Origin of the sequence: Kineococcus sp. NPDC059986 (assembly GCF_040702905.1) — a bacterium.
GTDB lineage: Bacteria > Actinomycetota > Actinomycetes > Actinomycetales > Kineococcaceae > Kineococcus.
This window is the reverse complement of record NZ_JBFBND010000001.1, coordinates 370,064-382,628: the sequence shown is the minus strand read 5'-3', so window position 1 is coordinate 382,628 and position 12,565 is coordinate 370,064. Positions and strand designations below refer to the sequence as shown.

Annotated in this window: 8 protein-coding genes; 2 read left to right on the top strand and 6 right to left on the bottom strand. The window is 76.7% G+C overall.

Translation table 11 applies throughout. The features are described 5' to 3' along the window. Positions 1-138: 138 nt before the first annotated feature. Together AB0637_RS01735 and hisN are read right to left on the bottom strand one after the other, a co-directional pair. On the bottom strand, positions 139-951 hold the full coding sequence (locus tag AB0637_RS01735) for a type II CAAX endopeptidase family protein (RefSeq protein ID WP_366169408.1): 813 nt from the start codon (positions 949-951) through the stop codon (positions 139-141). Beyond that, entirely contained in the window at positions 948-1,766 is an 819-nt protein-coding gene (gene hisN / locus AB0637_RS01730; RefSeq protein ID WP_366169407.1) for a histidinol-phosphatase, read from the bottom strand. The genes AB0637_RS01735 and hisN overlap by 4 nt, the downstream gene beginning before the upstream one ends. A 192-nt stretch (positions 1,767-1,958) precedes the next feature. Here hisN and AB0637_RS01725 point away from each other — a divergent pair, with 192 nt between their 5' ends. Then, entirely contained in the window at positions 1,959-2,648 is a 690-nt protein-coding gene (locus AB0637_RS01725; protein ID WP_366169406.1) for a vitamin K epoxide reductase family protein, read from the top strand. Positions 2,649-2,834: 186 nt separating this feature from the next. On the opposite strand, the gene AB0637_RS01720 is transcribed toward AB0637_RS01725, so the two are convergent. The 4 genes from AB0637_RS01720 to AB0637_RS01705 all read right to left on the bottom strand — a co-directional run bounded on the left by AB0637_RS01720 (position 2,835) and on the right by AB0637_RS01705 (position 11,629). Next, entirely contained in the window at positions 2,835-8,432 is a 5,598-nt protein-coding gene (locus tag AB0637_RS01720) for a diguanylate cyclase (protein WP_366169405.1), read from the bottom strand. Positions 8,433-8,593: 161 nt separating this feature from the next. Beyond that, positions 8,594-9,643, bottom strand: a complete 1,050-nt coding sequence (gene rsgA / locus AB0637_RS01715) for a ribosome small subunit-dependent GTPase A (protein ID WP_366169484.1) — start codon at positions 9,641-9,643, stop codon at positions 8,594-8,596. Next, positions 9,640-10,938: a 3-phosphoshikimate 1-carboxyvinyltransferase gene (gene aroA / locus AB0637_RS01710; RefSeq protein WP_366169483.1), complete on the bottom strand. Its 1,299-nt coding sequence runs from the start codon at positions 10,936-10,938 to the stop codon at positions 9,640-9,642. The genes rsgA and aroA overlap by 4 nt, the downstream gene beginning before the upstream one ends. 178 nt (positions 10,939-11,116) lie before the next feature. Beyond that, a complete protein-coding gene (locus AB0637_RS01705; protein ID WP_366169404.1) occupies positions 11,117-11,629 on the bottom strand; it encodes a DoxX family membrane protein in 513 nt (170 codons plus the stop codon). A gap of 112 nt (positions 11,630-11,741) precedes the next feature. Here AB0637_RS01705 and AB0637_RS01700 point away from each other — a divergent pair, with 112 nt between their 5' ends. Continuing rightward, positions 11,742-12,557, top strand: coding sequence for an SOS response-associated peptidase (locus tag AB0637_RS01700; RefSeq protein ID WP_366169403.1), 816 nt, complete (start codon positions 11,742-11,744; stop codon positions 12,555-12,557). Positions 12,558-12,565 lie beyond the last annotated feature (8 nt).

Genomic DNA, 12,565 nt, shown 5'->3' with positions numbered 1-12,565 from the left:
CGGCGAGGGCGGCGGCGACGAGCGCGACGCCGATCGTGAGCCAGACGGACGTGCTGATCGTGAACGGGATGGGGACTCCTGCGGTCGGTCGAGGGTGGACATCGACGTCCTGCGGTCCCGCCCCACCGTAGGTGAGGATCAGCCGGGCAGCCAGCTCACCTTCCCGACGAGGGCCGCGTACCCCACGAACGCGACCACGTCGATGGCCGTGTGGGCGACCACGAGCGGTGTCGTCCGTCCCCACCGCTGGTAGACCCAGCCGAAGACGAGCCCCATGGCGACGTTGCCGACGAACCCGCCCACGCCCTGGTACAGGTGGTAGGACCCGCGCAGCAGGGCGCTGACCAGCAGCGCGGGGAACCAGCGGAAGCCCAGCTGGGACAGGCGGTGCAGCAGGTACCCGGCGACGAGGACCTCCTCGAGGATCCCGTTCTCCGCGGCCGCCATGACCGAGATCGGCACCGCCCACCACCGGTCCGGCAGCGTCGAGGCCGCGACGTTGGTGTTGAGCCCCGCCGACCGGGCGCTCAGGTACAGCACCAGCCCGCAGCCACCGATGACGGCCGCGAGCCCCAGACCGGCGAGCACGTTGCGCCCCAGCCGGTGACCGTCGAACCCGAGGGTCCGCAGGGACGTGCCGTCCCGGGCCAGGAGGTACCCGACGAGGAACACCGGTGCCAGACCCGAGGCGATGGCCACGAGCTGCAGTGCGAGGTCCAACCAGGGCCGTTCGGGGGCGTAGCTGCCGAGGACCGTCGAGGTCTGCGCGTTGATCGCGACGGGCGCGGTGAGGATGCCGATGAAGCTGACGAGGGCGCGGACCCCGCTCATGCCGAGCGAAACCGCGAAGACGGCGACGACCTCCCAGACCAGCAGTCGGCGCGCGCGCGGGTCGGTGACGACCTCCGCGCGCGGCCACGCCGCCGGGACCAGACCCGCGAGCGGACTCACGCCTGGCCCAGGTGCTCCAGGGCCGCCGCGTGCAGCAGCCCGTTCGTGGCCACGGCGTCCCCGCCGTGCGGGCCGTCGACCCCGGCCCGGGAGGTGAAGCGGCCGCCGGCCTCGGTGACGATGGGGACGAGGGCCGCCATGTCGTGCAGCGCCAGCTCCGGTTCGGCGGCGATGTCGACCGCGCCCTCGGCGAGCAGCATGTAGGACCAGAAGTCGCCGTAGCCGCGGGTGCGCCAGACCGTGCGGGTCAGGTCCAGGAAGCGGTCCAGCGCCCCGCTCGCCTCCCAGCCCGACAGGGAGGAGTAGGCGAGGGAGGCGTCGGCGAGCGTGGACACCGAGCTCACGCTCAGGCGCGTCGCCGCGGACAGGCTCCGGCCCGTCCAGGCGCCCGACCCCGTCGCCGCCCACCAGCGCCGCCCGAGCGCCGGGGCCGAGACGAGGCCCACGACGGGCACCCCGTCGTCGAGCAGGGCGATGAGGGTGGCCCACACGGGCACCCCGCGGACGAAGTTCTTCGTGCCGTCGATCGGGTCGACGACCCACTGCCGGGCGCCGTGGCCGACGAGGCCGAACTCCTCGCCGAGGACGGCGTCGCGGGGGCGGGTGCGCTTGAGCTGGGAGCGGATGAGCTCCTCGGCCGTGCGGTCGGCGTCGCTGACCGGCGTCAGGTCCGGCTTCGTCTCCACCTGCAGGTCCTGGGCCTTGAACCGGTCGGTCGTCAGCCCGTCCACCTGGTCGGCGATGACGTGGGCCAGACGCAGGTCGTCGTCGTAGCGTGGGTGGGACGAGGAGTTCGAGGACGTCGGCAGCGGCACGCCGCGAACCTACCGCCCGCGCTCGTCCGGGCTGCGGTCCCGCGCGGGACCCCGGGTGACCTCGGCGGACCGGCGGGGGAGGCACCCGTTCAGGTGGCGCCCAGGGCTGTCGAGGATCCTGGGGAGCAGGTGGACGCGCCCGGTGGACGCGGCCGTGCACGCGAGCGCAGGATCGATCGGGGAGGACGGCGGATGGCCGGCACGACGGACCGGGTGGAGGAACTGCCCGGGGACGACTTCGAGGACCGGTTCGACGACGGGGCCGGGGTGCCCGACGGCCACCTGTCCGCGCTGCCCGTCTCGCCCCGCACCCGTGGTCTGCTGCTGCTCATCGGGGGGATCCTCGGCTTCGTCGCGGCCTTCACGCTGACGGTCGAGAAGATCAAGCTGCTCGAGGACCCGTCGTACGTCCCGAGCTGCAGCCTGAACCCCGTCATCTCCTGCGGCAGCGTCATGCAGACGCACCAGGCGGCCGTGTTCGGCTTCCCCAACCCCCTCATCGGGATCGGCGCGTTCGCCGTCTCGACGTTCCTCGGCGCCCTCGTGCTGTCCCGGGTCGTGCTGCCGCGCTGGGTCGAGCGCGGCTACCTGGTCGGCATCACCCTCGGCATGGTCTTCGTGGGCTGGCTCATCAGCCAGAGCCTGTACTCCATCCACGCCCTGTGCCCGTACTGCATGGTCGTCTGGAGCGTCGTCATCCCGACCTTCTGGACGCACGTCGCGGACGGTCTCGACCGCGGGCTGCTGCCGGTGCCCGCGGGGGCCCGCGGCCTCGCCCGCGTGGTCGTCGACTACCGCCTGCTGCTCATCGTGCTCAGCTACGCCGCCGTGCTCGTCATGGTGGGGACGAAGTTCTGGAGCTACTGGAGCACGCTGCTCTGAGTCCGCCCGCTGAACGGCCGTGACGAGCAGCCGGTCGTCGGCGTCCAGCCGCACCGCGACCGCGGTGGCCGTCTGGAATCAGGTCCAGACCCCACTGCGGCAGGTCCGCGATGCGCAGAGTCCGCAGCACGTCCACGAACCACGGGACGGAACCGTTGCGGCGCAGCTCGTCCGCCACGCGAACCCTCAGGGCGCGACGACGACGACGTCCCGCCCGGCGGCCTTGGCCCGGTACAGCGCGGTGTCGGCCCGGGCCAGCACGTCGGACAGCTGCTCGCCCTCGCGCAGCTCGGCCACGCCCACGCTCACCGTCACCTGCAGCTGCGCACCGCGGACCTCGACGGGCGTCCGGCTGACGCCGAGGCGCAGCCGCTCGGCCACCTCCCGCGCGTCCAGCGGCCCGTGGCCCTCCTCCGGTGCACCCGTCACGACGACGGCGAACTCCTCACCGCCGTAGCGGCCGAGCACGTCGGTCTCGCGCGTCTCGTGCTGCAGCCGGCGCGCCACGGCCGTGAGGACCTCGTCGCCGGCCGCGTGCCCGTAGGTGTCGTTGACGGACTTGAAGTGGTCGACGTCGACCATGACGACGGCGACCGCCCGACCGGGTGCGGCGCGGCGGACGCGCTGCTCGCCGAGGCGCAGCAGGTGCCCGCGGGTCGCCACCCCCGTGAGGGAGTCGGTGCGCGCCAGCTGCTCGACCTGCGCGAAGAGCCGCGCGTTCTCCAGCCCGATGGCGGCGGGGGCGGCGAGCGCCTCGGCGACGTGCGAGCGGGCGGCCGGGCCGTCCGGACCACCCGTGAGGACGAGGGCCTCCGCGACGAGCCCCGTCCGGTCCTTCAACGGCACGACGAGCCACTCCTCGGGCTGCTCACCCGCGCTCGCGCTCGTCCGGTCGGCGGCGGTGGACGCCAGGTCCAGCAGCCCGGCCAGTCGCGAGGGCAGGGTGCGTTCCCCCGTCCCGTCGCCCGTCACGGCCGAGGCGTTCTCCAGCAGCCGCGCGCAGGCCGGTTCGGACTGCCAGTCGCGGCTCCAGGCGACCTCGCGGACGGCGGGGGTCGCCGCGTCGGTGACGAGGGCGGGCGGGTCGGCGTCCAGCGCCGGACGCACGCCGACGGGCACGAGCGCGGCCCGCCGGCCGCCCAGCTCGGTGAGCGCCGCCCGCAGCAGCCGGCGCCGCACGGTGGCCAGGTCCAGGCTCCCCGAGACCTCCTCGGTGACGCGGCGGACGGCCTCGGCGAGGTCGCGCTCGCGCTGGGCACCGTGCACCTCGATCTCCAGCCGGGCGGCGCGGGCGGTCTCCAGCGACGCCGCCACCTGCCCCGCGATGAGCTGCAGCAGCTCGACGTCGCCGCGGCCGAACGCGCCCTGGGCCACCGTGCTCACCGCGGACAGGACACCGGTGCGCCGGCCGCGGACCAGCAGCGGGACGGCGACGACGCTGCGGGCGACCTCGTCGGCGCTGTGCGCACCGCGGGCCGAGGCGGTGGCGGCCGTCTCCAGCGCGCCGCGCACCACGGGCCGTCCGGTCCGGGCGGCGCGGGCCGCGGCCGGGTCGACGGTGCCCTGGGTCGGCAGGTCGGTGCCCGCCCGCGTGCGGCCCGCGAAGACGACGAGCTCGTCCTCGGGGTCCAGGACGGCGAGCACGGCGCGGTCGGCGCCGAGGACCTCGCAGGCCTGGTCCAGCGCCAGCCGCACGACGTCCTGCGGGTCCAGCACCTGCGCGGCGTGGCCCACGTCCCGCATGGCCGACAGCAGGCGGCGGCGTCGGCCCGGGGCCGGGGTCCAGCCGCCACCGGCCGGGGCGCCGGGCCCCGACGGCTGCGTCGGTGCGCGGTCGGCCCGACCGCGCTGCACGAGGTTCACCCAGCCGTGCTTCTCGGCCAGGGCGGTCGCCATCCAGCGCAACCGGTCCGCGTCGGGTTGCGAGCCCGTCTCCTCCAGCAGGTCGGCCCGCAACCGGAGCACGTGGTGGTCCACGAGGGGGGCGTCCAGGCGCGTGGCGCGCACCTCGGCCCGCCGCAGCAGCAACCGCGCCCGCGTGGCCGCACCCAGCCGGTGCAGGGCCGCCGCACGCACGACGTCGACGTGGGCGCCCTGGACGGCGCTGCCGACGCTCGTCCGGGCCAGGGCGCGCAGTGCCTCGCGCAGGTCCTGCTCGCGCTCCTGCACGCGGACCCGGTCGCCCGCGTCGGCCGCGGCGCGCAGCTGCGCCAGCCGGCCGCGCACGACCATCAGCAGGGTCCACCGCACCTCGGTCGCGCCCGGCAGACGGGTGCGCTCGGCCCCGCGCACGGCCTGCCGGGCGACCGCGTCGAACCGGTCGGTGAGGTCGGCCTGCTGGACGAGCCAGTTCGTCGTCGCCAGCAGCAGGTGCCAGGAGTGCAGGGGCGAGGTCCCGAACCCCTCGGGGGCGTCCCGCCGGGGCCGCCCGCCCTCGAAGCCGCCCGCGTCGTCCGACGCTCTGCGCCGCAACGCGTCCAGCACGTCACCGGCCTCACCGGGACGGCCCTTGGCGCTGAGGACGGCGGCCCGCAGGAGCTCCAGCTCGGCCGGGACGGCGGCGTCCTCGCGCACCCGGCGGACGGCCCGCTCGTGCCACGCCGTCGCCGCACCCAGGTGCCCCGCCGCGAGGCGTTCCAGCGCGACGGCGAGGGTCCCCGCGACGTAGGCGGGCAGGTCCAGCCACTGCCCGTCCTCCTCCAGGACGTCGGCCACGTCCCGCCAGCCGCCCTGCCGCCGCAGGCGCCGCAACCCGTCGGCGAGCCGCAGCGAGGCCAGCATCACCGGGTCGGTCTCGGCCCCACCGCGCGGTCCGGCCGGGGTCAGCGGCCGGCCGACGAGGCTGTCCGTGCCGGGCAGCCGGACGGGCAGCAGCGTCAGCCGGCCCGTCGTGGCCTGCAGCAGTGCGGCGCGCAGGGTCCACCGCGCGTCGCGCGCCAGGTCGGCGCGCCGGGCGCGCAGCGCGTGCACCCACGACGCCACGGCGGTCGGGGCGGCCGCCAGCGGGCGACCCAGCTGCAGGTCCGAGGCGGCGGCCTCGCGCAGCAGGACCGCGTGGGCGCCCTCGAGCGTGGCCTGCTCGACCTCCCGGGCCGAGTCGAGCCGGTGCCGGCTGTCGTGCCGGCGGGCGCGGCGCAGCACCGTCGCCAGCAGGACCGCCAGCGAGGCCAGGGCCGAGACGACGCGGGCCGCGGTCCCCGCCGGGCGGGGCGCCCCGAGGGCCGCGAGCCCGGCCGCGGCCGCGCGGGCGGAGCGGACGGGACCGCCCGCCGTCCGCTCGTGCCGGTGCACGGTGGCGACCTCGCCGAGGACGACGGCGCGGTCGACCGGATCCGTGGTGACGGCGCGCAGCTGCTCCAGGTGGGCCCGGGCCTCGGGGTGGCGGCCCTGCCGGGCCAGGCAGGCCGCCAGCACGCGCCGCAGCCGGGGGTCCAGGTCCAGCCCCGTCGCGTCCGCCGTCTGCACGGCCTGCGTGAGCAGCGCGACGGCCGTCTCCGGGGCCGACCGGCGGGCGGCCTCGACCCCGGCGGCCGCGCAGGCGTCGACGACGTCGGCGGGCGCGACGGCGTCCCCGGCCCGCAGGTGCTGGTGGGCGCACGCGAAGAGCGCGTCCCGGCCGTCCGCCCCGCAGCCCGGGCCCGTGGCCGCGCGCGTCTCGGCGCGCGTGTCGAGCCGCAGCACGCGGGCCAGCCGGGCGTGCAGCGCGCGGCGCTCGACCTCCTCGACCCCCTCGAGCACGGCGTCGACGACCTGCTGGTGCCAGAACTCGTGCCGACCCGGCGGCAACGGCCGCAGCAGTCGCGCCGCGACGCCCGCGGCCAGCCCCGCGTGCACGGCGTCCGCGTCGAGCTGCGGCGCCGCGGCCCGCCGGACCAGGTCGTCGTGGACCGAGCGACCGCACGCCGCGGCCAGTCGCAGCACGTGCCGGTGCCCGGCCGGCAGCTCCTCGACGCGGCGCAGGAGCGCGCTCAGCAGGCGGGGCGCGACGGGCACGGCGTCCAGGGCGGCGTGCTCGAGCCGCCAGTGCCCCCAGTCCGGCAGCAGGCCACCCTCGTCGAGCAGCGTGGTGAGCAGCGTGAGCAGCGCGCCGGGGTTGCCCGCGGCCCGCGAGACCAGCGCCGTGGCGACCGAGTCGGTGACGACGGCCCCCGGCAGCCGGCGGCGCACCACGGCGCGGGCGGCCGCGTCCGACAGCGGCGGCACCTCCAGCACGAGCGCTCGTGCGGTGTCGAACCCGGGGATGTCCTCGAGGTCGTCCCCGGAGCGGACGCGGTCGACGAGGACGACGAGCAGCGGCAGGTCCGAGCACTCCCCGGCGACCCAGCGCAGCACCGCCAGCGTCGAGGCGTCGGCGTGCTCGGTGTCGTCGAGGACGACGAGCAGCGGTCCGGTGCGGGCCGCGTGCTGCAGGAGCTCCTCGGCGAGGGCCTGCGGGCGCGGTTCGTCCTCGCCCGTGGCCTCGGTGCCGAGGTCGGCCGTCGACAGGCCGGCGACCGCCATGGCCCGGCGCAGGGCGCTGAGCGGGGAGCTGGGGGACGTCGTGCTGTCGAGCACGACCGCGGCCCCGCCCTGACCGACCACCTTGCGCCGCAACCGGTCGACGAGGACCGACCGACCCGACCCGGCCGCTCCCCGGACCAGGACGAGCCCCCCGGAGCCGGCGCGGGCGTTGTCCCACGCCGCGTCCAGCAGGGCGGTCTGCTGGCCCCGTTCGAGCAGGGCGCCCGCCGCGGGGCTCGTCCAGCTGCGCCGCCCCAGGGCGATGTCCGGGGCCGTGTCGGCGGCGATCCGCGCGAGCTCGTCCGCGACGGCCCCGGCGTCGTCCGGTCGGTCCTGGGGGTCCCGCGCGAGCAGTCGGCGCAGGAGCAGGCCCAGCGGCTGCGGGACGTCCGGGCCCAGGCGGTGCAGGTCCAGCGGGCGCAGGCGGGCCAGTCGCCGCCGCACCTGGTCGGCGTCGGCGCCCTCGACGGGGGTGCGGCCCGTGAGGCACTCCAGCAGCACGGCGCCGACGGAGTAGAGGTCGGAGCGGTGGTCGACCGGGCTGCGCACGACCCCGGCCTGCTCGGGGGAGCGGTAGAGCAGCGCGCCCGCCTCGGCGTCGGAGGCGTCGGCCGTGGCCCCGCCGGGACCGCGCGGCTCCCGCCGGCGGCGTTCGGGACCGTCCCCCGAACCCTCGCGCCGCCCGGGCGCGGGCGCGGGGGAGCCGCTCGTGTCGAGGTGCGCGACACCGAGGTCGACGAGGACGGCCCGGCCGGTCCGCGTGACGAGGACGTTGGCCGGTTTGACGTCGCGGTGGACCAGACCGGTGGTGTGCAGGGCGTGCAGCGCGTCGCACACGTCGACGAGCAGGCGCAGCGTCGTGGGCACCGAGAGCAGGCCCGAGGGCAGGTCCGCCGGGTCGCCGCCCGTCCCCGAGGCCGTGAGCGGCGGGGAGTGCAGCAGGTCGGCCAGCGACGTGCCGTCGTGCGCGTCCATGACCATGGCGAGGCGGCCCTCGACCTCGGTCACGGCGTGGACGCGGGTCAGCCCGGGGTGGTGGACGCTCGCCAGCAGCGCGGCCTCGCGGCGCAGCGTGCGGTCGCCGTCGACGAGGTCGGACGGTTCCCCGCGGCCGCGGCCGGCCGCCGACCCGTGGCGCTGGCGCTTGAGCGCGTACTCCCGGTCGCCGCGCACCGCCAGGTGCACGACCGACCCGGCGCCGCGGCCCAGCTCCCGCAGGACCGTCCACGGCGGGTCCGGGGTCTCCAGGGTCGAGGCGGAGGGGGACGGCGCAGGTCCGGGCACGGCGGGGCGAGCGGGCGCAGCGGGACGACCAGGCGCCGTCGACCCGCGACCGCGGGGCCAGGCTGAACTCGCATCCCCCATGAAGAAGAGCCGCTTCCTCGTCGTCGACCGATCGTCGGTCACCCTAGGGCATCACCCGGAGACGGCGAGTGTGCGGTGGATCATGGAGCGGCGGTGTCGTCCTTCGTGCCGCGCCGGGCGGCCAGCAACCGCCGGAAGGACTGCAGCCGGGCCGGTCCCGCGGCGCCCGCCCGACCCTGCTCCACCCAGGCGTCCAGCGCGCAGTCCGCCTCGTCGTGGGTGCAGCCGCGCGGGCACTGCGCCTCACCCGGCAGCAGGTCGGGGAAGGCGCGCAGCACCGCCTCCGGAGCCACGTGCGCCAGCCCGAACGAGCGGACCCCCGGCGTGTCGACGACCCACCCGCCGTCCGGCAGCGCCAGCGCCGCCATCGACGTGGACGTGTGCCGACCGCGGCCGGTGACCGCGTTGACGTGCCCGGTCGCGCGGGCCGCGTCGGGCACCAGCGCGTTGACGAGGGTCGACTTGCCCACCCCCGAGTGCCCCACGAGGACGCTCACGCGGCCCGCCAGGCGTTCGCGCACGGCGTCCAGCCCCTGCAGGCCGTCGGGGCCGCGGAACGTCACGACGGCGTCGAGCCCGAGGGGGGCCCACGTGTCGAGCACCTCCGAGGCCGGCCGCAGGTCGCCCTTGGTCAGGCACAGCAGCGGCGTCATCCCCGCGTCGTAGGCCGCGACGAGGCAGCGGTCCACGAGGCGCGCCCGTGGTTCGGGGTCGGCCACGGCCGTCACCACGACGAGCTGGTCGGCGTTGGCGACGACGACGCGCTCGATCGGGTCGGTGTCGTCGGCCGAGCGCCGCAGCGAGGTGCGGCGCGCGTCGATGCGGACGATGCGGCACAGGGTGTCCGTCGCCCCCGTCACGTCCCCGACGAGCCCGACGCGGTCACCGACGACGACGCCCTGCCGGCCCAGCTCACGGGCCCGCATGGCCGTCACGAGCCGGGCGTCGGCGCCGCCCTCCCCGACGAGGCACGTCGAGCGGCCGCGGTCGACGGCCACGACGAAGGCGGGGACGGCGTCGGCGTGGGCCGGGCGGTCCTTGGTGCGCGGCCGCGACCCGCGGCGGTTGGGCCGGACGCGGACGTCGTCCTCGTCGAGCCGGCCGACCGGTCCGCGCTGGCGCGGGCTCAGGCGCCGACCCCCGCGAGCATGGCCGCCCACATCCCGGGGAAGTCGGGCAGCGTCTTGCCGGTCGTGGCGATGTCCTCGACGAGGACGCCCTCGACGGCGAGGCCGAGCACCGCCCCCGCCGTCGCCATCCGGTGGTCGGCGTACGTCCGGAACACCCCGCCGTGCAGCGGCGCGGGGTGCAGCAGCAGGCCGTCGGGCGTCTCCTCGGCCCGGCCGCCGAGGGCGTTGACCTCGGTGACGAGGGCCTTGAGCCGGTCGGTCTCGTGCCCGCGCAGGTGCGCGATGCCGCGCAACCGGCTGGGGGAGGTGGCCAGCGCCGCGAGCGCCGTGATGACGGGCGCCAGCTCGCCGGCCTCGTGCAGGTCCAGGTCGAGGCCGTACAGCTCACCGGACCCCTCCACGAGCAGGCCCTCCCGGTCGAGGGTGACGTCGGCGCCCATCTGGTCGAGCACGTCGCGCAGCAGGTCGCCGGCCTGCGTCGTCGACTGCGGCCAGCCGGGGACGCGGACCCGGCCCCCCACGGCGGCGGCCGCGGCCAGGAACGGACCGGCGTTGGACAGGTCCGGCTCGACCTGGACGTCGAGGGCGCTGACCTCGCCGGCCTCGACGAGCCACCGGCCCGGGGTGGCGTCGTCGACGACGACCCCGGCGTCGCGCAGCACCTCGACCGTCATCCGGATGTGGGGCAGGCTCGGGATCGGCGGGCCCTCGTGGACGACCTCCAGGCCCTCGCGGGTGCGGGCGCCCACGAGCAGCAGGGCCGAGACGAACTGGCTCGAGGCCGAGGCGTCGATGCGCACCGTGCCGCCGCGCAGTCCGTCCTGCGGACCCTGGACGGTGAAGGGCAGCGATCCGCGGCCGTCGTCCTCGACCCGTGCACCGAGCTGGCGGACCGCGTCGACCACGGCGCCCATGGGGCGCTCGCGGGCGCGGTCGTCGCCGTCGAACTCGACGGGGGAGGAGGCCAGGGCGGCCACGGGGGGCAGGAAGCGCATGACCGTCCCGGCCAGGCCGCAGTCGACGCGCGTGCCCCCGGTGACGGGGCCGGGGCGCACGACCCAGTCGTGCTCGCCCACGCGTTCACCGCGCAGCCCGCCCTGGGAGATGTCGGTGCCCAGGCCGCGCAGGGCGTCGGCCATGAGCGAGGTGTCCCGCGAGACGAGCGGGTCGCGCAGGATCGAGGGGCGGTCGGCCAGGGCGGCGACCACCAGGTAGCGGTTGGTCAGCGACTTCGAGCCCGGCACCGGGACGACGGCGTCGAGGGGTCCGGCTGCGGTGGGCGCGGCCCACAGCACGCCGTCGCCCGCACCGTCACCGGCGGCCGGGCTCGAGGGTCTGCTGGGGGGATCGTTCGGGGTCACGCGGGCATCCTCGCAGCCGTCCCCGACACGCCGCGAGCCACGCACCGGGCGCGCTGTGGACAACGCGCCCGGGTGCGTGGCCCGGTGCCGTGCTCGGTGTTCGCCAGGGTCGTCAGGTGAGCTTCGCGGCGGCGAGCTGGACGTCCTTCTTGCCCAGTTCGGCCGCGTGCACGGCCTCGTGGGCGGCGAGCCGGGCCAGCCGCTGGGCGTCGCGCCCGGCGCGCTTGCCCCGCCACAGGGCCCCGGGCTTGCCGGCGGTGTCGGCCGCGGCCAGCAGCGCGGCACCGAGCAGGCCGACGTCGACGAGGAAGTCGTGCAGGACCTCCTTGCGCACACCGGAGTCCTTCTCGGACCAGAACGGGTGGTTGACGTAGGCGCTCGGGGCGGCAGTCGCGGCCAGCACCGTGGCCGCGAGGCGCGGGGCCTTGCCCAGGGCGAACAGCACGCCGGCCCCGGCCATCGCGACGCCGTTGAGGCGGACGAGCAGCACCGGGTCGTCGGGCAGCCGCAGCGGACCGGCCGCGCGGTGCACGAGCGGTTCGGCCGAGGGGGCGAGGTCACCGGCGTGCCGGAGCTGGTCGATGCCGTTCTTGATGAAGATGGCGGCCAGCATCGGTCGGGCCACTCGTCGCACCACAGTCATGGGAGTTGCCTACCGCAAACCCGTGATCACCGCGAACGCGGGGCCCTCGCGCCGGTGCCGCGCCCGTGTCGGAAGGGGGTGCCAGAGTGCTCCCATGTGCGGTCGCTACGCCCTCCGGAGAGACGTCGACGACCTCGTCGAGGAGTTCGAGGTCGACGAGGACACCCTGTCGGCGCCCGACGCCGTCGTGACGCTGTCCACCAACGTGGCGCCCACGACGACGCCGCCCGTCGTGCTCGAGCGCTTCCGCAAGGACGAGCCCGACGCGCCGCCCACGCGCTCGCTGCGGGCGCTGCGCTGGGGGCTGGTGCCGAGCTGGTCCAAGGACGCCTCGGGTGCGGCCCGGATGGTCAACGCCCGGGTGGAGTCGCTGCTGGACAAGCCGGCCTTCGCCAAGGCCGCGGTCGCGCGGCGCTGCCTGGTCCCCGTCGACGCCTGGTACGAGTGGCAGACGAGCGCGTCGGCGACGGAGGGCGGCAAACCGCGCAAGCAGCCCTTCGCCGTCTCCGCGGCGGACTCCTCCGTGCTGTCGCTGGCCGGGATCTACGAGTTCTGGAAGGACCCGGCCAAGGCCGAGGACGACCCGTCGCGCTGGCTGGTCTCCTTCGCCGTCGTGACGACGGCCGCCGAACCGGGGCTGGACCGCCTGCACGAGCGGATGCCCGTTGTCGTCCCGCGGGACCTGCGCGACGCCTGGCTCGACCCCTCCCTGGACGACGCCGACGACGTGCGCTCCCTGCTGGACGCCGTCCCGCGCGACCTCTTCCTCGGCGGGGCGCTGACGGCGCACCCGGTCTCGCGCGCCGTCGGCAACGTGCGTAACACCGGCGCGGACCTGCTCGACCCCGTCCCGCTCGACGAGCTCGAGGGCGTCGTGGACCTGCGCACGGGGGAGCTGCTGGGGGCCTGACGGGCGCC

Excerpts from the sequence above, each read along its gene's own strand:
- AB0637_RS01725 (WP_366169406.1), top strand. The coding sequence starts at position 1,959 with ATGGCCGGCACGACGGACCGGGTGGAGGAACTGCCCGGGGACGACTTC.
- AB0637_RS01700 (WP_366169403.1), top strand. The coding sequence starts at position 11,742 with ATGTGCGGTCGCTACGCCCTCCGGAGAGACGTCGACGACCTCGTCGAG.